The 22021-nt window shown below is 73.0% G+C and carries 21 protein-coding genes; 15 read left to right on the forward strand and 6 right to left on the reverse strand.

Translation table 11 applies throughout. From position 1 onward, the window contains the following. Positions 1-15 precede the first annotated feature (15 nt). Positions 16-1464 (forward strand): alpha-amylase family glycosyl hydrolase, encoded by a 1449-nt coding sequence (locus tag ACIBQZ_RS13555; RefSeq protein WP_396088888.1) that lies wholly within the window; start codon positions 16-18, stop codon positions 1462-1464. Between the two features lie 5 nt (positions 1465-1469). Here the strand turns inward: ACIBQZ_RS13555 and ACIBQZ_RS13560 are convergent, their stop codons facing one another. Continuing rightward, entirely contained in the window at positions 1470-1982 is a 513-nt protein-coding gene (locus tag ACIBQZ_RS13560; protein ID WP_396088889.1) for a flavodoxin domain-containing protein, read from the reverse strand. A 176-nt stretch (positions 1983-2158) separates the two neighbouring features. Here ACIBQZ_RS13560 and ACIBQZ_RS13565 point away from each other — a divergent pair, with 176 nt between their 5' ends. From ACIBQZ_RS13565 to ACIBQZ_RS13585, 5 genes are all read left to right on the forward strand, one after another. Then, entirely contained in the window at positions 2159-2461 is a 303-nt protein-coding gene (locus tag ACIBQZ_RS13565) for a 2TM domain-containing protein (RefSeq protein ID WP_396088890.1), read from the forward strand. 143 nt (positions 2462-2604) lie between these two features. After that, a complete protein-coding gene (locus ACIBQZ_RS13570) occupies positions 2605-5655 on the forward strand; it encodes a putative bifunctional diguanylate cyclase/phosphodiesterase (protein ID WP_396088891.1) in 3051 nt (1016 codons plus the stop codon). Between the two features lie 265 nt (positions 5656-5920). Beyond that, positions 5921-7330 (forward strand): protein kinase, encoded by a 1410-nt coding sequence (locus tag ACIBQZ_RS13575; RefSeq protein ID WP_396088892.1) that lies wholly within the window; start codon positions 5921-5923, stop codon positions 7328-7330. A 2-nt stretch (positions 7331-7332) separates the two neighbouring features. Next, positions 7333-8094: a hypothetical protein gene (locus tag ACIBQZ_RS13580; protein WP_396088893.1), complete on the forward strand. Its 762-nt coding sequence runs from the start codon at positions 7333-7335 to the stop codon at positions 8092-8094. Positions 8095-8113: 19 nt separating this feature from the next. Continuing rightward, positions 8114-8593, forward strand: coding sequence for a hypothetical protein (locus tag ACIBQZ_RS13585; protein ID WP_396088894.1), 480 nt, complete (start codon positions 8114-8116; stop codon positions 8591-8593). A 387-nt stretch (positions 8594-8980) separates the two neighbouring features. On the opposite strand, the gene ACIBQZ_RS13590 is transcribed toward ACIBQZ_RS13585, so the two are convergent. The 4 genes from ACIBQZ_RS13590 to ACIBQZ_RS13605 form a co-directional block, all read right to left on the reverse strand. After that, a complete protein-coding gene (locus ACIBQZ_RS13590; protein WP_396088895.1) occupies positions 8981-9829 on the reverse strand; it encodes a fumarylacetoacetate hydrolase family protein in 849 nt (282 codons plus the stop codon). After that, on the reverse strand, positions 9829-10713 hold the full coding sequence (locus tag ACIBQZ_RS13595) for a fumarylacetoacetate hydrolase family protein (protein ID WP_396088896.1): 885 nt from the start codon (positions 10711-10713) through the stop codon (positions 9829-9831). Before ACIBQZ_RS13595 ends, ACIBQZ_RS13590 begins: the two co-directional genes overlap by 1 nt. A gap of 75 nt (positions 10714-10788) precedes the next feature. Beyond that, on the reverse strand, positions 10789-11385 hold the full coding sequence (locus tag ACIBQZ_RS13600; protein WP_396088897.1) for a carboxymuconolactone decarboxylase family protein: 597 nt from the start codon (positions 11383-11385) through the stop codon (positions 10789-10791). A 409-nt stretch (positions 11386-11794) separates the two neighbouring features. Continuing rightward, the gene (locus ACIBQZ_RS13605) at positions 11795-12646 is read right to left on the reverse strand and encodes an IclR family transcriptional regulator (RefSeq protein WP_396088898.1); all 852 of its coding nucleotides are present in this window, start codon (positions 12644-12646) and stop codon (positions 11795-11797) included. Positions 12647-12758: 112 nt separating this feature from the next. Between ACIBQZ_RS13605 and ACIBQZ_RS13610 the strand changes: the two genes are divergently transcribed. From ACIBQZ_RS13610 to ACIBQZ_RS13645, 8 genes are all read left to right on the forward strand, one after another. After that, on the forward strand, positions 12759-13544 hold the full coding sequence (locus tag ACIBQZ_RS13610; RefSeq protein ID WP_396088899.1) for an SDR family NAD(P)-dependent oxidoreductase: 786 nt from the start codon (positions 12759-12761) through the stop codon (positions 13542-13544). A 41-nt stretch (positions 13545-13585) separates the two neighbouring features. Beyond that, the gene (locus ACIBQZ_RS13615; RefSeq protein WP_396088900.1) at positions 13586-14380 is read left to right on the forward strand and encodes an SDR family NAD(P)-dependent oxidoreductase; all 795 of its coding nucleotides are present in this window, start codon (positions 13586-13588) and stop codon (positions 14378-14380) included. Further along, the gene (locus ACIBQZ_RS13620) at positions 14380-15327 is read left to right on the forward strand and encodes a heme-binding protein (protein ID WP_396088901.1); all 948 of its coding nucleotides are present in this window, start codon (positions 14380-14382) and stop codon (positions 15325-15327) included. The genes ACIBQZ_RS13615 and ACIBQZ_RS13620 overlap by 1 nt, the downstream gene beginning before the upstream one ends. After that, the gene (locus tag ACIBQZ_RS13625; RefSeq protein ID WP_396088902.1) at positions 15324-16241 is read left to right on the forward strand and encodes a ketopantoate reductase family protein; all 918 of its coding nucleotides are present in this window, start codon (positions 15324-15326) and stop codon (positions 16239-16241) included. The genes ACIBQZ_RS13620 and ACIBQZ_RS13625 overlap by 4 nt, the downstream gene beginning before the upstream one ends. Positions 16242-16384: 143 nt before the next feature. Next, positions 16385-17365, forward strand: coding sequence for a sugar ABC transporter substrate-binding protein (locus ACIBQZ_RS13630; RefSeq protein WP_396088903.1), 981 nt, complete (start codon positions 16385-16387; stop codon positions 17363-17365). Positions 17366-17391: 26 nt separating this feature from the next. Next, positions 17392-18432, forward strand: coding sequence for an ABC transporter permease (locus tag ACIBQZ_RS13635; RefSeq protein WP_396088904.1), 1041 nt, complete (start codon positions 17392-17394; stop codon positions 18430-18432). Between the two features lie 4 nt (positions 18433-18436). Continuing rightward, entirely contained in the window at positions 18437-19228 is a 792-nt protein-coding gene (locus ACIBQZ_RS13640) for an ATP-binding cassette domain-containing protein (RefSeq protein ID WP_396088905.1), read from the forward strand. After that, on the forward strand, positions 19225-20454 hold the full coding sequence (locus ACIBQZ_RS13645; RefSeq protein ID WP_396088906.1) for a glycoside hydrolase family 1 protein: 1230 nt from the start codon (positions 19225-19227) through the stop codon (positions 20452-20454). Before ACIBQZ_RS13640 ends, ACIBQZ_RS13645 begins: the two co-directional genes overlap by 4 nt. Positions 20455-20774: 320 nt before the next feature. On the opposite strand, the gene ACIBQZ_RS13650 is transcribed toward ACIBQZ_RS13645, so the two are convergent. Further along, positions 20775-21401: an MBL fold metallo-hydrolase gene (locus ACIBQZ_RS13650; RefSeq protein ID WP_396088907.1), complete on the reverse strand. Its 627-nt coding sequence runs from the start codon at positions 21399-21401 to the stop codon at positions 20775-20777. A 62-nt stretch (positions 21402-21463) separates the two neighbouring features. Between ACIBQZ_RS13650 and ACIBQZ_RS13655 the strand changes: the two genes are divergently transcribed. Continuing rightward, positions 21464-21973 (forward strand): VOC family protein, encoded by a 510-nt coding sequence (locus tag ACIBQZ_RS13655; RefSeq protein ID WP_396088908.1) that lies wholly within the window; start codon positions 21464-21466, stop codon positions 21971-21973. Positions 21974-22021 lie beyond the last annotated feature (48 nt).

The raw sequence follows: 22021 nt of genomic DNA on the forward strand, positions 1-22021 counted from the left end.
GGGAGGGAGGGACGGGTGCGCCGGCAGGTGCAGCTGATCGCGTACGCCGATCGCCTCGGTGGTTCGCTGCCGGCGCTCGGCCGCCTGCTGGACGGGCCGCTCGCCGGCTTGTTCGGCGGCGTGCACGTGCTGCCGTTCTTCGACCCGTACGACGGGGCGGACGCCGGGTTCGACCCCGTCGACCATCTGGCGGTGGACCCGCGGCTGGGGGACTGGGCGGACGTGCGGCGCCTCGGCCGGGGGCGGGACGTGGTGGCCGACCTCATCGTCAACCACGTGTCCGACCGGGCCCGCCCGTTCCGGGACGTGGTCGAGCGGGGTGACCGGTCCCCGTACGCCCCGATGTTCCTGACCTACGACCGGGTGTTCCCCGGCGGGGCGACCGAGGAGGAGCTGGTCCGCATCACCCGGCCCCGGCCCGGGCTGCCGTTCACCCCGATGGTGCTCGGCGGGCGCCGCCGGCTGGTGTGGACCACGTTCACCAGCCATCAGGTCGACCTGGACGTCGGGCAGCCCGCCGCCCGGCGCTACCTCGGCGAGGTCCTGCGGCGGCTGGCCGGCAACGGCGTCGCGATGGTCCGGCTGGACGCGGTCGGGTACGCGGTCAAGACGGCCGGTTCCTCCTGCTTCCTGACCCCCGGGACCATGGCCTTCATCGACGACCTCACCGGTCAGGCCCGCCGCCTGGGCCTCGAGGTGCTGGCCGAGGTGCACGCCCACCGCCGCTTCGCGCTGGCGACCGCGCGCCGGGTGGATCATGTCTACGACTTCGTGTCGGCCCCGCTGCTGCTGCACGCGCTGTTCACCGGCGACAGCGGCCCGCTGCGTGATTGGCTGGTCCGGCGGCCCGGCAACTGCGTCACGGTGATCGACACCCACGACGGCATCAGCCTGATCGATGCCGGCCCCGGACCGGGCGACGCGGAACCGGGGCTGCTGTCGGCGCCGCAGGTGGCGGAGCTGGTCCGCACGATCGACCGGAACAGCGCGGGCGCGAGCCGGGCCAGTGCCGGGCCGGGCGGCGGGCCGTACCAGGTCAGCTGCACCGCCTACGACGCGCTCGGCGGTGACGACCGGCGGTACCTGCTGGCCCGTCTGGTGCAGCTGTTCCTGCCCGGCATACCGCAGGTGTACTACGTCGGCCTGCTGGCCGGCCGCAACGTCGCCGGGGCCGCCCGGGCCGGGGACCCCCGCGAGCTCAACCGGCGGTCCTACACCGAGGCCGAGGTGATCGAGGAACTGCGCCGGCCGGTCGTCCGGGCCCTGATCCGGCTGATCCGGCTCCGCACCACGCACCCGGCGTTCGGCGGCGCCTTCCGGCTGGGTGCCGCCCCGACCGGCGAGCTGCGCATGGCGTGGCAGGCCGAGGGTGCGCACGCCGACCTGTGGGTCAACTTCGGCACCGCCGCCCACCGGCTGACCCTGACCGGCGCCGGCGGCACCGAGGTCCGCACCGAGGCGTGACGCGGTCAGGCCTGCTGGCGGGCCGCGACGATGTCGGTGGCGACGCCGCGCGCCCAGGCCCGGATCCGTTCCGGGTTGCGGAAGTCGCCGGCGTGGCCCTCGTGCTCCATCCGGCGGGCCACGAAGCCGAGCCAGCCGTGCGCCTCGGCGGTCAGCCGGCCGCCGAACGTCACGTGCGCGCGGGCCGGCAGCAACCCCATCGCCACCTCGGCCTGGTGGTTCGGCGGCAGGTCGGTGTCGTCGGCCGTGTGGTCGAGCGGACCGCTGCTGAACAGCCAGGCCGGCCGGTCGGCGAACCGGCCGGCGAACCGCTTGGCGAAGTGGCGGGCGTCGGCGTGCCAGCCGGCCGCGTACATCGCGGCGCCCAGCACGAGGGCCTCGTAACCGGCCACGTCGTCCACCTCGGCGGCCGGCAGCAGCCGCACGCCGAGCCCGGCGGCGGTGAGCTCCTCGGCGATCCAGCCGGCGATCTCGGCGGTGGATCCGCCGGTAGTTCCGTAAGCGACCAGCACAGTCATGGCTGCACCTCCTTTCCCGCCAGCCTCGGGCGTACCGGCTCGGTGGACAAGGGCCGATCGGCAGGTGCGCGGGAGCGGCCCGGGTGCGTGCCGGAAGTCCGGCCCGCGGTGACCTCCGGCCGTGGTGGGGCTGGACCGCGGCGACCGACACTGGGCCCGGGAGAAGGGAGACGACGATGACCCTGCGCGAGGTCCCGGACGTCACCGGCGTGGCCGGCCCGACGGATCTCCGGGAACAGGCGATCACCGGACTGCGCAAGAAGCGCGACCTGCAGGCGCACGTCCTGGCGTACGTGATGGTGAACCTCTTTCTCAACGGCATCTGGCTGGTGACGAACCCGGGCGGGTTCTACTGGCCGGTCTTCCCGCTGTTCGGCTGGGGTATCGGCGTCGCGTTCCACATCTGGGACGTGTACTCGCCGGAGACGCCGGCGGAGGACAAGATCGCGCGGGAGGTGGACCGGCTGCGTCAGCGTTGATCGATCCGGCGGTGCGGCGCGGACGTCCGGTGCGGCGCCCGCGCTCCGCTTGGTTGTATCGGACACAGATCCTTCATGCCGGACCGCGGCACGCCGATTGATGGGGCACGGCAGACACCTGCCGCCCGACCGATCGGAGCGACATGCTGGCACGCACGGCGCCTGGCCGCTTCCTCGTCTGGATGCTGGTGCTCGCTACGGCATTCTACGCGTTTCCCCAGTTCAGCACGTATATCTGGGCGGCGATCGGGCTCTCCGCGGCGGCCGCGGTGCTGATCGGCATCCGGCTGCACCGGCCTTCCCGCCGGCTGCCGTGGTGGCTGCTGGCCGGGGTGCTGGTCAGCTTCACCGCCGGGGACAGCACCTACAACGTGCTGGTCGACCACCTGCACCGGGACAACCCGTTCCCGTCCCTGGCGGACGTGCCCTACCTGGCCGTCTACCCGATGCTGGCGGCCGCCCTGCTGATCTTCATCCGGGCCCGGTCCGGCAGCGGCAACCGGGCGGCGCTGCTCGACGCGCTGCTGCCCACTCTCGGCCTCGGCCTGCTGTCCTGGGTCTTCCTGATCGCGCCGTACATCCGGGACGCCGACCTCAGCGTGCTGGAGAAGCTCATCTCGGTGGCCTACCCGCTGGGCGACGTGCTCGCGCTCGCCATGCTGCTGCGGCTGTTCATCGTGCCGGGCCGCCGGCCCCGCGCCGTCATCATCCTCGGCGTGGGTGTCACCGGGCTGCTCGTCACCGACGTCCTGTACGGGCTGCGCCAGCTCGCCGGCACCTGGGCCACCGGTGGCCCGACCGACGCGGGCTGGGTCTTCTTCTACACCGCCATCGGCGTCTGCGCCCTGCACCCGTCGATGACCCAGCTGACCGTCGATCGGCAGTCCGACCTGCAGCCGCAGGTCGGCGGGCGGCGGATCCTGCTGATGTCGGTCGCCGCGCTGATCGCCCCGGTGCTGCTGGTCATCGAGGACGTCAGCGATCGGCTGCACGACGGCACGGTGATCGCCGTCGCCTGCGCCACGATGTTCCTGCTGGTCATCGGCCGGGTCGTCGACCTGCTGCGGGCCCAGCGCGAGGCCGGTGCCCGCGAGCGGGCGCTGCGCGAGGCGGGCTCGACGCTGGTCGCCGCCGCCAGCGAGCGGGACGCGGCCGACGCCTTGAGCCGGGCCGTCGCCGACCTCGTGCCGCAGGGCGAGCCGCACCACCTGTACTTCGTCGGTGAGACGTTCACCGGTGACACCGCCCCCGGACACCTCGCCGAATTGGTCCGGGTCGCGGACCTGCCGGCCGGTGTCGCCGCCGAGCTGGCCGGCTTCGAGTGCGCCCTGCACGCCGTGGTGCTCGGCGCCGGCAAGGACCCGGCCGGTCCGGCCATCGGCAAGCACGCGTACCTGGCGGCTTCGCCGGAATGCCTGCACACGTTGCGGCCGTCGTTCGACGCGCTCATGGCGCAGGGCGCCCTGGCGGTCGGCCGGATGGACCTGACCGACCAGATCAGCCGGCGCAGCAGCGAGGACTATTTCCGTACGCTCGTGCAGAGCGCCTCGGACGTGATCCTGATCGTCGACGACGAGCAGCGGATCCGTTACTTCAGCCCGTCGGCCGAGCACGTCTTCGGCGCGGCGCCGCCGGTCGGTACGCCGCTGACCGGCCTGTTCGCCGGCACCGAGCACGCCGAGCTGCAGGACCTGCTGACCCGCGCGGGGCAGGGCCGGGGCCGGCACGACGGCGTCGACCTGACCGCCGTACGCGCGGACGGCCGGCTGCTGCAGGTCGAGTGCGGCTGTCGCGACCTGCGCGACGACCCGACCGTCAACGGGCTCGTGCTGACCCTGCGCGACGTCACCGAGCGCCGCAAGCTCGAGAACGACCTGACCCACCAGGCCTTCCACGACGGCCTGACCGGGCTCGCCAACCGGGTGCTGTTCCAGAACCGGCTGGAGCACGCCGCGATGCGTGCCGAGAACGACGGCTCTGTCATCGGTGTGCTCTTCATCGACCTGGACGACTTCAAAGAGGTGAACGACACGCTGGGGCACGCCGTCGGCGACCAGCTGCTGATCGCTGCGGGGCAGCACATCACCCGGACGCTGGGCCCGATGTACACCGTGGCGCGCACCGGTGGCGACGAGTTCGCCGTCCTGGTCGAGCAGGCGGACACCCCGTCCGAGGTGGACGACGTGGCCGCTCGCATCGTGGCGGCCCTGAGCGTGCCGATCGAGGTCGGCGACGGCACCGGCGGCAGCCATATGGTCAGCGCCACGGTCAGCGTCGGCGTCGCGACCAGCGCGGAGGCGGCCGGCGCCGGCGAGCTGCAGCGCCAGGCGGATCTGGCCATGTACGTGGCCAAGGGCGACGGCAAGAACGCCTGGCGCCGCTACCGCAATGCCCTGCACTCGGGGGTGGTCGAGCGGCTGGAACTGCGCGCGGCGCTGCACGACGCCGTGGCCGCGGGCCAGTTCGTGGTGCGCTACCAGCCGATGGTCGAGCTGGCCGGCGCGGAGCTGGTGGGCGCGGAGGCGCTGGTCCGGTGGCAGCACCCGGTCCGGGGCCTGCTCAGCCCGGACCAGTTCATCGACCTCGCCGAGGAGAACGGCGCCATCGTGGCCATCGGCAACTTGGTGCTGCGGGAGGCCCTGCGCACCTTCGCCGGCTGGCGCACCACCCCGGCCGGGCAATCGCTGCGGTACGTCAGCGTCAACGTGTCCGCCCGTCAGTTCCGCACCCCCGGCTTCGTCGACCAGGTCCGCGACGCGCTGGCCGAGTCCGGCGCCCGCCCCGAGTGGCTGGTGCTGGAGATCACCGAGAGCCTCGTGCTGCGCGACGCCGACAAGGTCTGGGCGGATCTGCGGGAGCTGCGCTCCTGGGGGGTGCGGATCGCGATCGACGACTTCGGCACCGGCTACAGCTCGCTGAGCTACCTGCGCCAGATGCCGGTCGACATCCTGAAGATCGACAAGTCGTTCATCGACGACACCATGCACAGCGAGGAGCAGCTCGCGCTGGTCGAGGCGATCGTCAGCCTCGCCCGCACGCTGAAGCTCGCGGTCGTCGCCGAGGGCATCGAGTACCAGCAGCAGCACGACCTGCTGCACCGCCTGGGCTGCCCGTACGGCCAGGGCTACCTGTTCGGCAAGCCGCTGGAGCCCGCCGACCTGTTCGACCTGCTCGCCGACACCGTCGTCGTCTGAGGAGCCGCACCCCGAGGCACCACCCGAAAGGAAGTCATATCTCGTCGCGAGGCCGGCTGACGTGTCCACTTCGGATACCGGATCTCCGGCCTGCTGGAACCGGCGGCGACCGGCTGGCGCCGGCGGTTCTGCCACGGCTGTGAGCCGACCGGCGGCTGAGCCCGCCGGGCCGCCGACGCAATGATGACCGGCTATCCCGATTGCTAGCATCGGGCCCGAGGGGACGGCGGTCGAGCTTCGGAGGATTACGGTGGCGGGACGGCCGATGGAGGTGGCACCGGGCACTGTGGTCGGCGACTACGAGGTCGGCGAGCATCTGGGTTCCGGGCACTGGGGCAGCGTCTACGCCGGCCGGCCGCGCCGGGACGCGCCCGCCGGAGTGCCCAGCCGGGTCGCGCTGAAGTTCCTGCCGGCCGCCCGGGGTGCGGTCGCCGCCCGGGAGCGGGCGTTCAGCCGGGAGGCCCGGCACCCGCGGCTGGTCCGGACATACGAGGTGCTGACCCGGCCGGACGGCACGGTGGTGCTGGTCATGGAGCGGGCCCGCAGCAGCGTCCGGGAACGCCTGGACGCCCGGCCCGGGCAGCCGCTGCCCGCCGCCGAGCTGATCCTCGGGCAGCTGTGGGAGGCCCTGCGGCACATGCACGACCGGGGCTGGGTGCACGGCGATCTGAAGCCGGCGAACGTGCTGCTGGCCGACGACGGGTCGGTCCGCGTCGCCGACTTCGGGGTGGCGGCCGAGCTGGAGGGCACGCACGCGTACACCGACGCGATCGGCACCCAGGACTACCTGCCGCCGGAATGGTGGGACCAGGGCCTGGACAGCCGGGGCGTGCTGACCCGCCCGGCGACCGACATCTGGGCGTTCGGGGTGATCGCCCACGAGGTGCTCACCGGCGGGCTGCACCCGTTCCCGGGTGCGGCCGCGCAGGCCCGGGCGGCCGCCGTCCGGGAGTACGCCGCGCACCCCGGCCGGCTGCGGCTGGCGCCCGGCATCAGCCCCGAATGGCAGTCGATCATCCAGGACTGCCTGACCGTGCCGTACCCGGAACGGATGACCGCCACCCGGGACCTGACCGCCCGGCTGCCCCACCCGGCGGCCTCCCCGCGCCGGAGCCGGCGGAGCATCCTGACCGTCGGCGCCGTCCTGATGCTGCTGGTGCTGGGCGGCTCGGCGGCCGCGGGCAGCCAGCGCGGCGGCACGCCCGCCGCGCCGGCCCCGGCGCCGGGTGAGCTGCGACCGGACGCCGCCGTGCCGGCCCGGTTCCGGGCCGCGATCACCGCCACCGCCCACCGGTGCGGGGAGACGGCGGTGACGCCGGCGCTGATCGCCGCGATGCTCTACGCGGAGAGCGGCTTCGACCCGGCGAAGCGGTCGCCGCAGACCGACGAGTACGGCATAGCGATGTGGACGCCCAGCGTGTTCGTCGGCTGGGCGCCGAAACACCCGGACCGGGTGGCGTCGGTGTTCGACCCGGACGACGCGATCACCGCGATGGGCGCGCTGCTCTGCCACCTGGCGCACACCGTCGGCTATCTGCCGGGCGATCCGCGGCTGCTGGCCGCCGCCGGCTACCGGGTCGGCGGCAAGCGGGTACGGGCCGCGAACGGCGTCCCGCCCGAGATCGCCGGCTACCTGGCCGTGGTCCGGCAGAAGCTCGCCGAGTACGGGTACTGACCGTGTCCAGCGTTCTCGTGCAGCTGCCGGCCGGGACCGGCCCGGACGCCCCGCCGCTGATCAGGCTGGGGCCGGGGCAGAGCGTCACGTTCGGCCGGGGCCGCCCGGGGCTGCCGGTCGACGTGGAGCTGCCGCACCCGGGCGTCTCCCGGCTGGCCGGGCGGATCACCGCGACCGCCGACCACTGGCTGATCGACAACCTGAGCGCGGACCGGACGTACGTGATCGACAACCCGGAGGGCGGCGGCGAGCACCTCAAGATCGCACCACGCCGGCTCGGCGCGCCGGTGCCCTTCGAGTTCGCCCGCGTGGTCATCCCGGTCGACGACGGCACGGTGAGCTTGCTGGTCTTCGCGCCCGAGCACGCGTACGCCGACCCGGGCGCCGGCGGGGAACCGGGCGGCGACGCCACCGCGGCGGCGTTCGCGCTGGACGAGGCCGCCAAGTACTTCCTCGTGCTGCTCGCGCTCTGCGAGCCCCGGCTGCGGGACAGCACGTCGGTGGCGATCCCGTCGGTGCCCGAGATCATCGAACGGCTGGCCGGGCACCCGGACTGCGCGGATCTGACGCGCACCGCGGTCAACTTCCACATCGACTACCTCGCCGATCACAAACTGCGCATCCGCCGCCGCGGCACTCTCCGCGACTCGCGCCGCGAAGCGGTGGTGAGCGTGGCGCTGCGCTTCAACCTGGTCACCGATCAGCATCTGCGGCTGCTGCCGGCACGGCACCCTGTGCGGTCACAGGCAGACGCGGCCCGCTGAGGCACGCAGGCTGCTGGGCATGGAAACCGCGACAACGGAGGTTCTCGTGACCCTGCTCAAGCGTCTCACCCTGATGGCCGTGCCCCTGGCCCTCGGCCTGTCCGTCGCGTCGGCGCCCGCTCAGGCGGCGCCGGCGCCGAGTGTTCGTGCGGCGGCCCAGGCCGCGCTGGCCGCGGAGGTCATCGACATCAACCTCCCGTCCTACGTCACGAACACGGTGTTCAACGTCAGCGACATCGGCATCGGCGTGATCGGCAAGAAGGACGGCGTGTACAACGTGCCGGGCAAGTACGACTACGTGCTGCCGGTGGACATGATGTCGTACAGCCGGTTCGGCTGGAACACGACGGGTGGCTGGTACAACGGCCCGGGCTACTGCTCGGCCCAGTTGCGCTCGGACGACCACGGGGTGACCTGGCGGTCGCAGGACGACCTGGGGCCGGGTGTGCACCTGATCGGCGCCACCACCTCGTACGCGGTGTGGGCCTACCCCTGCTGATCCTGCGCTGACGCGGCCCGGGCACCCGCCCGGGCCGCGTTGCGGTGCCGTCCGGGCACTCGCGCGGGCGGCGTTGCGGTGCCGTCCGGGCGCTCGCGCGGGCGGGTCTTTTGCGGTTCCGCCCGTGCGAGTGTTCCGGCCTGCCTTGCGGGTCTGCCCGGGCAACCTTGTGGATGTGTCCGGGCGTTCGTGTGGGTGGCGTTTGCGGTACCGCCCGGCTCGCGTTGTGGTTTCGTCCGGGCGGCCTTTGTGGTTTCGCCTGGCGTTTGTGCGGGCGGCGTTTGTGGGGTTCTGCCTGCACTCGCGTGGGCGGTCTTTGCGGTTCCGCCCGGGCCACCTCGCGACTCCGCCCGGGCACCCACCGGGCCGTTCGGGGTGCCGTTCGGATCAGCCGGCGAAGGTCTGGCGGAGCTCGCCCACCCCGTCGAGGCGGCTGATCAGGGTCTCGCCCGGCCGCAGGAAGCGCGGCGGGGTGCGCCTGTTCCCCACGCCGCCCGGGGTGCCGGTGAAGATCAGATCGCCGGGCAGCAGCGGGCAGATCGCCGAGAGGCGGGCCACCAGGTCGTCGATCGGGAAGATCATTTCTCCGGTACGGCCGGACTGCAGCGGCTCGTCGCCCGACCCGGTCAGCAGGGTGGACGCGAACCCGATGTCGTCGCGGTCCGGGAACGAGTCCGGGGTGACCGCCACCGGCCCGGTCGGGCCGAAGCCGGGGAACGACTTGCCCAGCGAGAACTGCGCAGGCTTGCCCTGCGTCTGGGTCAGCCGCTCGGAGAGGTCCTGCCCGCAGGTCAGGCCGGCCACCGCGGCCCATGCCGCCGGGCGGGGGATGCGGTAGCCGCCGGCGCCGATCACCGCCACCACCTCGATCTCCCAGTCCACGTTGCCCGGTGGCAGGGTGACGGTGGTGACCGGGCCGGTGATGCAGCTCGGGAACTTCGTGAACACCAGCGGCGCGTCCGGCGCGGTGAACCCGGCCTCCGCCGCGTGCGGACGGTAGTTGAGCGCCACCGCGAAGACCTGGCGCGGGTCCGGCACCGGCGGGCCCAGGTCGGCGTCGGCGACCGCCACCGCCGAGGCCCAGTCGGCGGTTGCCGACCACGTCAGCACGTCGTCCCACCGGGCCAGCGCGGCCCGGGCGTCCGCGGGCAGCGCGCCGCCCGAGGCCGCCGCCACGTCGAGCGCGCGGCCGTCGGCCACCAGGACGAAACGGCCTTTCAGCGTGCCGAACCGCATCAGCCGGCCGTCTCCGAGTACAGGTCCGTCGTGTACGGCGGCGTGTCGTGCGCCGCGCTCCACGGCACCACCCGGTTGCGCAGCACGCCGATGCCCTCGATCTCGGCCTCGACCACGTCGCCCGGCCGCAGGTAGAACGCGAACGGGTCGGGCTGCACCGCGGCGACCCCGGAGATGGTGCCGGTGGTGATGATGTCGCCGGCGCTGTACCCCTGCGCCGAATGGTGCGCGACGAGGTGCGGGATCGAGATGACCATCTGCGCCGTGTTGCCCTGCTGGCGCACCTCGCCGTTGACCCGCAGCTGCATCGCCAGCTGCTGCGGGTCCGGCAGCTCGTCCTTGGTGACGATCCACGGCCCGATCGGGCAGAACGTGTCGATGCCCTTGGAGAACGAGAACACCCCGGACTGCATCTCGCGCCGCTGGATGTCGCGGGCGGTGATGTCGTTGAAGATCAGATACCCCGCGATGTAGTCCTCGGCCTCCTCGGGCGAGAAGAACTTTCCGCTGCGGCCGATGACGATCCCGAGCTCCAGCTCGTAGTCCAGCTCCTTGGTGAGCCCCTCCGGATAGACGATCGCGTCCTCCGGCCCGATGATCGCGTCCACGTTCTGGAAGAACACGATGCCCTTGTGTACGGGGTGCGACCAGTTCACGGCCTGGAGCTCGGTGTGGTGCTCGGTGAAGTTGCCGGCCGTGTGGAAGAACTTCTTCGGCACGATCGGGGCGCGCAGCCGCACCGCGGACAGCTCCAGCCGCTCGCCGGTCTCGGCCACCTGGCCGCCGCGCTCGAAGAACTCCCGCGTCGAGGCGCAGGCCAGCACGACGACCGTGTCGCCGTCCAGGCGGCCGACCCGGCCGGCGTCGAACGTGACCAGCTTCATCGCCACCACCTGCAACTCTCGTATTGTGAAAGTGGGTTACGTCAAACGGAAGCCTGCCCCGAGCCGTCCGGCCTGTCAAGAAACCCGGAACACCCGGAGCTGCAGGGCGAGCGTGAGGTAGTAGCCGGCAAGCGTGAGCAGCTCGAAGACCCCCGGCTCACCGAGCGCGCCGGTCGCCCGCCGGTACTCGTCGTCGTCCAGGTCACCCCGGACGCAGAGCGCGTGCACCGTCGCCGCGACCACCCGCTCGGTCTCGTCGGCGAGAGCGTCGAAGCTGCCGGTGCGCAGGGCCGTCAGCTCGTCGGCGGTCAGCCCGACGTGCCGGCCCAGCGCCTCGTGGGCGTACCACTCGAAGGCGGCGTCCGCGGCCACGGCGGTGACCAGGATGGCGATCTCGCGGGCCCGATCGGTCAGCGCGGTCTCGTAGCGCACCGCCGCGCCGAGCGCCTGGAGCGCGAAGCCGAGCCGGGGCTGGAGCAGAAAGGCGTTGAACGGCCCCACCAGCCCGCCGTCGTCGTCGACCAGCGGGAACACCTGTGGCCCCCGGGCGCGGCGCCCACCGGCGACGGCGTCGTAGACCGCGCGCTGACCGTCGTCCAGCTCGGTGGGGGAGAGCCTCCGGAGCCGGGGCTCGCCCGTCATGCCGTCGCCCGGCCGGATGTCCGGAGGCACGCATGCCGTCGTCGCCGACCGCCGGAACGCGGTCGCGGAGCCTGCCCGAAGTGCCGCTCTTCCCCGGCTTCCGGCCGGAAAATCGCTGGTAGTGCCGGGTGCGGCAGGAGGGGAGCAGCGGCGAGAAGGAGGGGGTCCGAGTGTCCCGCCACGCGCGACGCCAGCCACTGAGGTGACCGGCGCCCGGCCCGGCGGCACCGTTCGGCGTGGTCGATCTTCCACGCGCGCTCGCGGTGCTGTCCGGTGTGAGCGATCGTCCGCGCGAACGCGCTGTGCTGTTCGGCGTGGTTGGTCGTCCGCGTGTGCTCGCTGTGCTGCTCGGCGTGAGCGGTCGTCCGTGTGCACGCGCTGTGCTGTTCGGCGTGGGCGGTTGTTCGTGTGCGCGCGTGGCGCTGTTCGGCGGGGTTGGTCATTTGCGGGTGCCTGCGCTGCCGGCCGAGGCGAGCTGGGAGATCTCCGCGCATGTCGCCATCAGCTTGGGCTTGAGTTCCCGGACGATCCGTTGCGTCGACCAGTCCCGGGCCTGGACCGCGAGGTTCACCCCGGCGACCACCCGCCCGTCGGCGCCGGTGATCGGCCCGGCCACCGAGCGCAGCCCGTGTGCCAGTTCCTCGTCCTGCAGCGCCCAGCCCTGCTCCTGGATCTGGGCCAGCTCCTGGCGGAGCTCGTCCAGCGACAGCTTGGCGTTCGGGCCGTGCTGGCCCGGGAACGAGCTTTCGGTGATCCGCTGCTCCAGCTCCTCCTCGTCCAGGTCCGCCAGCATCAGCTTGCCGATCGAGGTGTGCACCGCGGGCAGCGTCGAGCCGACCTGGATGTTGGCCGTGACCAGGTCGGAGTTGCGCAGCCGGACCAGGTAGAGCACCCGGTCGCCGGTGAGCACCGCCAGGTTGACCGTCTCGCCGGTGGCCTCGCCGAGCCGCTGCAGCTTGGGCGTGGCCAGCGCCACCAGGTCGAGGCTGCGCAGCGCCGCCCCGCCGAGCGTCAGGGTCCGCACGCCGGGCCGGTACTCGCCGCCCGGCAGGTGATCGAGGTAGCCCTCGGCGGTCAGCGTCATCACCACGCGGTAGACCGTCGGCATCGGCAGCCCGGACGCGGCGGCCAGGTCGCTCACCCGCCAGGTCGGCCGCTGCTCGTCGAAGAGGCTGAGCAGCCGCAGGCCCTTGGCGAGCGCCTCCACGCGGTATTCGGGCTTGTCGCCCCCCGCGTGCGCGCCGACCTTGCCCGCGGTGAGGGACACCGGATTACGCCGACTGGCGGCCATGGATCACCTTCTCGAAAGCGGCGTTCATCGAAGACGCCCAGCTTAGGGGTCGGGCGGCGGCCCGCCTGGACACTCCCCGGCGGCTGGTCTAGCTTATCGGATAGTGACTTTCATGGACCGAGAATACAAGCGTGAGGTGCCCATGGACTGGTTGACGCTCTCCGACCGGCCGGCGCTCGTGGCCGGCGCCGGTGGCCTGGGAGGCGCCAGCGCGGTGGGCCTCGCCGCCCAGGGGGCCTCGGTCGTGCTCGTCGACGTGGACGCCGAGCGGCTCGAGGCGGTGGCCCGGACGGCCAAGGAGGCCGGCGGCAGCGTGCGGACCATCGTCGCCGACCTGCGCTCGGCGGACCGCTGCCGGGAGGTGGTGGCCGAGGCGGCCGGTCTGGTGGGCGTGCCGCAGGTCTTCGTGCACGCGGTCGGGCGCAACGTCCGGCGCCCGGTGCTCGAGCTGGGCGACGAGGACTGGGCGCGGATCGTCGAGCTCAACCTGTCCACGGCGTACTGGCTGGGGCAGGCGGTGGGCGGGCTGATGGTCGGTGCCGGGTACGGGCGGATGACCTTCGTGTCCTCGGTCTCGGGGCTGCTGGCGCACGCCGACCACGCCCCGTACGCCGCCACCAAGGGCGGCCTCAACCAGCTCATCCGGGTGATGGCCCGGGAGTGGGCGATCCACGGCGTGACCGTCAACGCGGTGGCGCCGGGCTACATCGAGACCGGCCTGACCCGGGACCACCTCGACAAGGACGGCAACCGGGAGGCGCTGGCGAGCATGGTGCCCGCCCGCCGGCTCGGCGTACCGGAGGAGGTCGCCGACGCGGTCACCTTCCTGTCCTCGGACCGGGCCCGCTTCATCACCGGCCAGGTTCTTTATGTCGACGGCGGCCGGGTCCTGGTCTGAAAGAGTAAAACCGACAAATTGGATACGACGGAGGGTCTCCCGTGCCACTCACACCCCTGCCCATTCCCCGCCGGTTCGCCGGCCGGTCCGTGGTCGTCACCGGCGCCGGCACCGGCTTCGGCGCGGAGCTCGCGGTCCGCGCCGCGCAGGAGGGCGCCCGGGCCGTCGGCGTGCACTACCGCTCCTCGAAGGCCGGTGCCGAGGCCACCGCCGAACGGGTCCGCGAGGCCGGCGCCGAGCCGGTGCTGCTGCAGGCCGACATCGTCGAGTGGGCGCAGGTGGCGGCGCTGGCCGACGCCGCGTTCACCCGGCTCGGCGGCGTCGACGTGCTGGTCAACAACGTCGGCGACGTGGCGCGCGAGCAGATGTCCTGGCGGGACATCACCGAGGAGTCGATCGACCACGTGCTCGCGGTCGACATCAAGGGCACGATGGCGTGCATCCACGAGTTCGGCAAGCGGATGCTCGACCAGGGCCACGGCGCCATCGTGAACATCGGTTCCACCGTCATCGTGCGCGGCAGCGCCCGCGCCCCGCAGTACGCCGCCGCGAAGTACGGCCTGCTCGGCGCCACCAAGTCGTACGCGCACGCGTTCGCGCCGACGGTGCGGGTCAACATCTTCGCGCCCGGCTTCATCGAGACCGAGGCGACGCTGGGCCGCGAGGACTGGAAGTCGGGCCGCGGCGACCAGCTGCGCAAGCTGACGCCGATGGGCCGCATCCCGGGCCCGGCCGAGCTGGCCGGCACGGCGCTGTTCCTGGCCACCGACGACGCGAGCCACATGACCGGCGGCTACCTGGTGGCCGACGGCGGCTACAACATGGTCGGCGCCTGATGGCCGACCTGTCGTTGCGCGCCGCCCGGGCGCTGGTGCAGCGGGCCGTCGACAAGGCCGAGCAGCTCGGGCTGCGCGGCGGGATCGCGGTGGTGGGCGCGAGCGGCGCCCTGATCACCGCGTCGCGGCTGGACCACGGCGGGCCCGGCGGCATGGCGCGGGCCCGGTCGAAGGCCTGGATCGCCGCCACCCAGCAGATCACCAGCACCGAGCACCTGCACCGGATGACCACGCTGCCGGCCCCGATCTCGGCCGGCTTCGTGCGGGTCAGCCCGGAGTCGATGTTCCCGGGCGCGGGCGGGATCCCGGTACGGGACAGCAACGGCGTGGTGGTCGCCGGCATCGCGGCCTCCGGTGCCACGGTCAGCCCGTTCCTGCCCGAGGGGGTGGCGCCCGAGGTGGTCAGCGCGGAGGGGCAGCCCGCCAACCCGGAGGACCTGCTGATCGCGTACGCGCTCGGCGTCCCGTACGTGGGGCAGCACGGGGACGACGCGGCCCGCTGGAAGCAGCGCTTCGGCGACCTGGTGGTCTCCCCGGCGGACAGCCTCGGCATGAAGCCCGCGCCGCGCGCGGCCGGGCAGCGTGAGCTGGCCTGGGCGCGGGAGTTGTGCGAGCGCGTCCGTGCGGAGGCGGGCAGGCAGAATCTCAGGATCAGCGTCGCGGTGGTGGATCCCGGCGGCGACCCGATCCAGCAGGACCGGATGGACGACGCGGTGACCGGCGGCGTCGACGTGGCGCTCGGCACCGCGGCCGCGGCAGCCCGCTTCGGCGTCCCCAGCGAGCAGCTCACCCCGTGGTACGGCGACGCGGTCACCCACCTGAACCCGGTGACCGTCCTCGGCGTACCGGGCGGGACGCCCCTGCTGGACGGCGGGCGGGTGGTGGCGGGCATCGGCGTCGGCGGCGCGGACCCGGCGCAGTGCGCGGCCCTGCTGAAGGCGCTGTGAGCACCCGGATCGCCGTGCTGGGCTGCGGGGCCATCGGCAGCCTCTACGCCGCCCACCTCGCCCGCGTGCCCGGGGTGGAGGTCTGGGCCGTCGACCCGTGGCGCGAGCACGTCGAGGCCATCGAGGCGGGCGGCCTGACGGTGACCGGCCAGGCCGCCTTCACCGCGCCGGTGCACGCCCGGACGAGCGCGGGGGAGCTGCCGCCCTGCCGGTTCGGCATCGTGGCCACCAAGTCGTCGCACACCGGCGACGCCGTGGCGGCCGCGCGGGACGTGCTCGCCGACGCGGCGGTGGTCAGCGTGCAGAACGGCGTCGGCAACGAGGAGCTGATCGCCGAGTTCCTGCCCCGGGTCATCCGCGGCACCATCGTCACGGCCGGCGCGGTCACCGCACCCGGCACCGTCCGCTACGACGCGCCCGGCGACTCGTGGCTCGGGCCGTTCGAGCCGAGGCCCGCGTCCACCGCCGAGATCGAGCTGCTGGCCGGGCTGCTCAACGAGGGCGGCCTGAAGACCCACGCGGTCGCGGACGCCCGCGGTCCACAGTGGACAAAAGTGGTCTTCAACGCGGCGACCAGCCCGCTGGCCGCGCTCACCGGGCTCACGGTCGGGCAGGTGTGCACGGACCCCGGCCTGCGTACCCAGGTGGGGATCCTGATCGCCGAGGCGCGGGCGGTCTGTGTGGCGGCCGGCATCGAGCTGACCCGCGACCCTGCCGAGGCGGTCGAGGAGGCGATCCGGGAGGCGTTCGGGCACAGGCCGTCGATGCTGCAGGACGTGCTGGCGCGGCGGCCCACCGAGATCGACGTGCTCAACGGCGGCATCGCGGCGGAGGGTCGGCGGGTCGGCGTCGCCACGCCCGGGCACGACGCGATGGTCGCGCTGGTACACGGCCTGGAGACCTCCTGGCGGTAGGGCCCGGTCACCGGCCGGAAATGGTCCGGAGAAGCCATGGACATCTTTCCGGGCGTCGTTTACGTTTCACCCAGGCAATATCGAAAGTAGTTTTCATCAGATGAAAGTCAGGACATAGCCAAGTCTCAGCGAGGAGTTCGGCCGTGAGTTCTCACCACGCGCGCCCGCAGCGCGCCATAGTCGCTTTCGGCGCCGCGCTGCTGATGCTGGCGTCCTGCAGTCACGCCTCGGATTCCGGCGGCTCCACCGCCGGCGCCGCCGCGGCCCTGCCCAAGACCCTGGTCTTCTCCCCGCTCTCGCTCGCACCGCCCGCGTTGAAGGGTCTGTCCGAGGGCGTGAAGGGCTACGCGGGCAGCAAGGGCTGGGAGGTCATCGTCCAGGACCCCAACTTCGACCCCAGCAAGCAGACCCAGCAGCTCAACGAGGTGCTCAGCGCCGGCCGCGCCGGGGCCGCGTGGATCATCGCGGTGGCGCCGCCGTCGCTGGTGCCGATCATCAAGACGGCCCAGGCGAAGGGCATCCCGCTGCTGGTCAACGGCCGCCCGGACGAGTACGGCTTCACCGGCCCGCAGCCGGGCATCACCTTCGACTACATCGACTACGCGGCCGGCGGCAAGGCCCTCGGCGAGCAGCTCGGCGCCTGCATCACCGAGAAGATGGGCGGCAAGGCCGAGGTGCTCGCCGCGCAGAGCGCCGAGGGCCAGGCCGGCAAGAAGGAGTTCGAGCAGGCCGCCGCGGCCGCGCTCAAGGCCGCCGCGCCCGGCGCGACCATCGTGCAGACCGTGGTCGCCAAGGACCGGGCCGGCGCGCAGACCGACATCGGCAACGTCCTGCAGGGCAAGCCCGGCCTGGCCGCCGTGCTGGCGTCCAACGACGAGGGCGCGCTCGGCGCGATCGGCGCCTTCGCCGCGGCCGGCCGGACGGCGCAGTGCGTCACCGACTTCGGCGGCAACGACGAGGTGCTCAAGAGCGTCGCGGACGGCAAGATCTACGCCTCGGTCGCGCTGCAGTTCCAGGCCGACATGACCCAGTCCTTCGACACCCTGGTGGCGATGCAGGCCGACCCCAAGGCGAACGGTCAGGTCCTGGTCGTGCCGCAGAAGGTCGTCACGGCCAAAGGCTGATGGACAGAGAGCGCTGAGGAATGACAGTGACCGCCGCAACCGGCACCGAGGTCGCGTCCGCCGGGCACGAGAGTGACCCGGCGGGCGTCCGCTGGCTCATCTTCGCCCGCGACCGTGGCATCTTCGTCCTCTGGATCCTGCTGCTGCTCTGCTTCAGCCTGTGGGCCAGCCCGTACTTCGCCAGCCTGGACAACGCGCTGCTGATCGCCAACGCGGCGGCGCTGACCGCCATCTTCGCGGCCGGCATCGCGGTCGGCATCATCTGCGGCGCGCTGGACCTCTCCATCCCGGGTACCGCCGCGATGGCCGGGTGCGCCTGCGGCTGGCTGATGACCCACGGGATCCCGGTGTGGCTCGGCATCCTCGCCGGGCTCGCCGTCGGCGTGCTGGTCGGGGTGGTGAACGGGCTGATCGCGCTGCGCGGCTTCAACCCCATCATCGTCACGATCGGCTCGCTGTCGGTGCTGTCCGGGCTGGCCGCCGCGCTGGCCGGCGGCTACACCATCCCGGGCCTGACCGGGCTGATGTTCCTGGGCACCGACCGCTTCGCCGGGATCCCGGCGCCGGTGTGGGTGGTGGCCGTGCTGTTCCTGGTCGGCACCGTCTTCCTCACCCGGACCCGGGACGGCATCCGCCTGATGGCGGTGGGCGGCAACGCCGAGGCCGTCCGGCGCTCCGGCATCCACGCCGACCGCTACAAGGTGCTGGGCTTCGTGGTGAGCGGGTTCTGCGCGGCGCTGGGCGGGCTGGTGACGGCCGGCCTGGTGACCGAGGCGAACCCGGCCGCCAACCCCGGCATCATCTTCAACGCGCTGACCGCGGTGGCGCTGGCCGGCGTCTCGCTCAGCGGCGGCCGCGGGTCGCTGCCCCGGGTGCTGGTCGGCGCGCTCATCCTCGGCACCATCTCGAACGGGCTGACCATCAAGGGCATTCAGCCGTACTGGGCGACGGCGGTGACCGGCGTGCTGCTGCTGGCCTCGCTCGGCCTGGAGAAGTGGGTTTCCACCACGGTCTCCCGGCGGCTGGTCGCCACCGCCCAGGCCTCCGCGCACACCGGGACGAGGTGACCTCATGACCGACAACCCGCCGGTGCTGGAACTGCGCGGCATCGACATGCACTACGGCTACGTCCGCGCGCTGGACAGCATCGACATCGCGGTGCAGCAGGGCGAGGTGGTGGGGCTGCTGGGCGACAACGGCGCCGGCAAGTCGAGCCTGCTCAAGGTGATGTCCGGCGCGCACCAGCCGACCAGCGGCACGATCCTGGTGCACGGCGAGCCCACCGTCTTCCACTCGCCGAGCCGGTCCACCGCGGCCGGCGTCCAGATGGTCTACCAGGACCTGGCGCTGGTCGACGCGCAGGACATCGCGACCAACCTGAACATCGGCCGCGAGATCCTGCGCCGGGGCCCGCTCGGCTGGCTCGGCTTCGTCGACCACAAGGCGCAGCGCAAGCGGGCCACCGCCGAGCTGGACCGGCTGGGCGTCCGGACCGCGGCGGTGACCCGGCCGGTGGAGATGCTCTCCGGCGGGCAGCGGCAGGTGGTCGCGCTGGCCCGCGCGGCGACCCGGGTCACCGGGGACCGCAACGGCGTGCTGCTGCTCGACGAGCCGACCGCCGCGCTGGGCTACGAGCAGACCCGGCAGGTGCAGGCGCTGATCCGGCGGATGGCCGAGCAGGGCGTCGCGTGCGTGCTGGTCACCCACAACCTGCCGCTCGCCGCGGACGTGTGCGACCGGATCGTGGTGCTCAACCGGGGCCGCAAGGTCGCCGACGTGGCCGCGGCCGAGACCGGCAACGACCAGCTGGTCGGCTGGATCACCGGGGCCCGGGAATCGATGTTCGGGCCGGGGACCCGATGAGGTTCCCGGCCGGCTTCCGCTGGGGCGTCGCGACCTCGGGGCACCAGACCGAGGGCGGCAACACCGCCAGCGACACCTGGTTCGCCGAGCACGTGTCGCCGACCGTGTTCCGGGAGCCCTCGGGGCCGGCCTGCGACGGCCTGCACCGGTGGCGGGAGGACCTGGCGCTGGTGGCCGGGATGGGGCTGACGGCGTACCGGTTCTCGGTGGAGTGGGCGCGGGTCGAGCCGGTCGAGGGGGAGTTCTCCGCGGCGGCGCTGGACCACTACGCGGCGATCGTGGACCGGTGCGTCGAGCTGGGCCTGGCGCCGGTGGTGACGTTCAACCACATGACCAACCCGCACTGGTTCGCGATGCGCGGCGGCTGGCTCGATCCGGGCTCGGCGCGGGTGTTCGCCCGCTACTGCGGGGTGCTGATGGACCGGATCGGGGGGTCGATCGCGTACGCGGTGACGCTCAACGAGCCGAACCTGCCGCGCCTGCTGTCCTGGCTCCCCATCCCCGAGGCCGTGCACGACCTGGAGCGGGCCACTCTGGCGGCGGCGGGCAAGGCGGCCGGCGTGGATCGCTACCGGCTCGACAACGTGGTGCTGGCCGAGGACCTCGGCGCCATGGAGGACGGCCGGGCCGCCGCGCACGTGGCGGCGAAAGCGGTTATCAAGGCCCGGCGCCCGGATCTGCCGGTGGGGCTCAGCCTGGCGGTGGTGGACGACCAGGCGGTCGGTGACCCCACGGTCCGGGACCGCAAGCGCGCCGAGGTGTACGAGCGCTGGCTGCGCCTGGCCCGGGACGACGACTTCGTCGGGGTGCAGAACTACGAACGCGCCCGCTACGACGGCGCCGGGCCGCTGCCACCGCCGGTGGGCGCCCCGCTCAACCAGATGGGCTCGGACATCTACCCGCCCTCGCTGGCGAACGCGGTCCGCTACGTGCACGGCGAGACCGGCGTCCCGGTCTTCGTCACCGAGCACGGCATGGCCACCGACGACGACTCCCTGCGCGCGGCGTTCCTGGAGCCGGCGCTGTCCGAGCTGAGCGACGCGATCGCGGAGGGCGTGCCGGTGCTCGGCTACCTGCACTGGACCCTGCTCGACAACTTCGAGTGGATCTTCGGCTACGACGTGCGGCTGGGCCTGGTCGAGGTGGACCGGACAACCTTCGCCCGCAAGCCGAAGCCGAGCGCGACGGCCTACGCCCGGATCGTCCGGGCCGCCGCGTCCCCGTGACCGGCAAGCCCGCCCGCTTGCACCCGGTTCGCTGCGGTCGCGCGGCCCGGGAGCCCGGCTGCCCACGCCCGGTCCGCCGCGGTGGTGCGGCGGGGGAACTCGGCTGCTTGCGCCCGGTTTGTCGCGGCCTCGTGGTCCGGGAGCCTGGCAGCCTGCGCCCGGTCTGTCGCGGCTTTGTGACCCGGGAGCCTGGCTGCCTGCGCCCGGTTTGTCGTGGTGGCGTGATCGGGGAGCCCGGCCGCCGACGTTCGACTCGCCGCGGTCGCGCGGCCCGGGATCGTGGCCGTCCGGGTCGCGTCGGTCGCGCGGCCGGGGTGGGCTCAGAGGCCGGTGGCCTCGCCGCGGCTCAGGCGCCGGACCGTGGTGGTCTCCGGGGTGAACGCGTCCAGCATCCCCGCGTACTTGGCCGGGTCGGTCGTCTCGCCCTCGTGGATCGGCACCGCCACCCGGGGGCCGGCGGCGCGCACGTAGTCGATCGCCTCGGCCAGTTTCAGCCATGGGGCGTCGACGGCCACCGCGAGCACGTCCACCTCGCCGGGCGGCCGGGTGAACGAGTCGCCGGGGTGGAAGAAGGCGCCGTCGTCCACCAGGTAGGCGTTGTTGGCGCAGCCCGGCACGGGGCCGTACACCGCCGCGTGGATGCCGCCGTGCACGTCGACCGTCGTGCCGCCGAAGGTCAGCCGGTCGCCCGGGCGGGCCAACGTGAGCCCCGGCAGGCCCTCGAGCGGGTCCACCGAGTCCGGGTCCACCACCAGGCGCGCGCCGGGGTTGGCGGCCAGCAGCGCGGCCACCCGCCCGGCGTCGACGTGGTCGGGGTGCTGGTGGGTGACCAGCACGGCGTCGAGGTCGGTGAGCCCGGTGAAGTCCGACATGGTGCCCGGATCCACGAGCAGGCGGACGTCGGTCTCCACGAGCAGGCACGCGTGCCCGAGGTGCGTCAGCTTCATGGCCGCCACCTTACTCTCGCTTACGGAACATCGGTTGTCTGGAGTGAAAGGGGATGACCGGCATGCATCACGTCGGTTACTGGGTGCCGGACCTGGCCGCGGCCGCCGAGCGGGCCGCGCGCACGCTGGGGATCGGGCCGTTCCTGGTGCACCGGCACGTCGCCTTCGACACGTTCCGGATGGCCGACGGCACCGAGATCACCGATCCGGCGTTCTTCGACCACACCGCCGCCTTCGCCGCCTGGGGCCCGGTCGTGCTCGAGCTGGCCGAGGTGCACTCGATCGACGACGGCCTGGCCGCGGCGTACGGGATCGGCTTCGACCGGGTCGGGCACGTCTCCTGGGTGACCGACGACCTGGCGGCCGAGGGCGCCCGGCTGGCAGCCGCCGGCTGCCGGTTCATCCACGAGGCGGTCACCGGCGCCGTGCACGTGGCCTGGTACGACGGCGGCTCGCTGTTCCCGCACCCGATCGAGCTGCACCTGGCCGGCCCGCCGATCCTGGGCATGCCCGGCCGGCTGGCCGCCGCGGCCCGCGACTGGGACGGCAAAGACCTGCTCAGACCGATCTGACCCTGGACCTGGGATGCGATTCTCATTACAGTCGTCATGGAGCTGAAA

This window comes from Actinoplanes sp. NPDC049599, from assembly GCF_044465625.1.
Taxonomy (GTDB): domain Bacteria; phylum Actinomycetota; class Actinomycetes; order Mycobacteriales; family Micromonosporaceae; genus Actinoplanes.

Excerpts from the sequence above, each read along its gene's own strand:
- ACIBQZ_RS13560 (WP_396088889.1), bottom strand. The coding sequence starts at position 1,982 with ATGACTGTGCTGGTCGCTTACGGAACTACCGGCGGATCCACCGCCGAG.
- ACIBQZ_RS13565 (WP_396088890.1), top strand. The coding sequence starts at position 2,159 with ATGACCCTGCGCGAGGTCCCGGACGTCACCGGCGTGGCCGGCCCGACG.
- ACIBQZ_RS13570 (WP_396088891.1), top strand. The coding sequence starts at position 2,605 with ATGCTGGCACGCACGGCGCCTGGCCGCTTCCTCGTCTGGATGCTGGTG.
- ACIBQZ_RS13575 (WP_396088892.1), top strand. The coding sequence starts at position 5,921 with ATGGAGGTGGCACCGGGCACTGTGGTCGGCGACTACGAGGTCGGCGAG.
- ACIBQZ_RS13585 (WP_396088894.1), top strand. The coding sequence starts at position 8,114 with ATGGAAACCGCGACAACGGAGGTTCTCGTGACCCTGCTCAAGCGTCTC.
- ACIBQZ_RS13590 (WP_396088895.1), bottom strand. The coding sequence starts at position 9,829 with ATGCGGTTCGGCACGCTGAAAGGCCGTTTCGTCCTGGTGGCCGACGGC.
- ACIBQZ_RS13595 (WP_396088896.1), bottom strand. The coding sequence starts at position 10,713 with ATGAAGCTGGTCACGTTCGACGCCGGCCGGGTCGGCCGCCTGGACGGC.
- ACIBQZ_RS13605 (WP_396088898.1), bottom strand. The coding sequence starts at position 12,646 with ATGGCCGCCAGTCGGCGTAATCCGGTGTCCCTCACCGCGGGCAAGGTC.
- ACIBQZ_RS13610 (WP_396088899.1), top strand. The coding sequence starts at position 12,759 with ATGGACCGAGAATACAAGCGTGAGGTGCCCATGGACTGGTTGACGCTC.
- ACIBQZ_RS13620 (WP_396088901.1), top strand. The coding sequence starts at position 14,380 with ATGGCCGACCTGTCGTTGCGCGCCGCCCGGGCGCTGGTGCAGCGGGCC.
- ACIBQZ_RS13640 (WP_396088905.1), top strand. The coding sequence starts at position 18,437 with ATGACCGACAACCCGCCGGTGCTGGAACTGCGCGGCATCGACATGCAC.
- ACIBQZ_RS13645 (WP_396088906.1), top strand. The coding sequence starts at position 19,225 with ATGAGGTTCCCGGCCGGCTTCCGCTGGGGCGTCGCGACCTCGGGGCAC.
- ACIBQZ_RS13650 (WP_396088907.1), bottom strand. The coding sequence starts at position 21,401 with ATGAAGCTGACGCACCTCGGGCACGCGTGCCTGCTCGTGGAGACCGAC.
- ACIBQZ_RS13655 (WP_396088908.1), top strand. The coding sequence starts at position 21,464 with ATGCATCACGTCGGTTACTGGGTGCCGGACCTGGCCGCGGCCGCCGAG.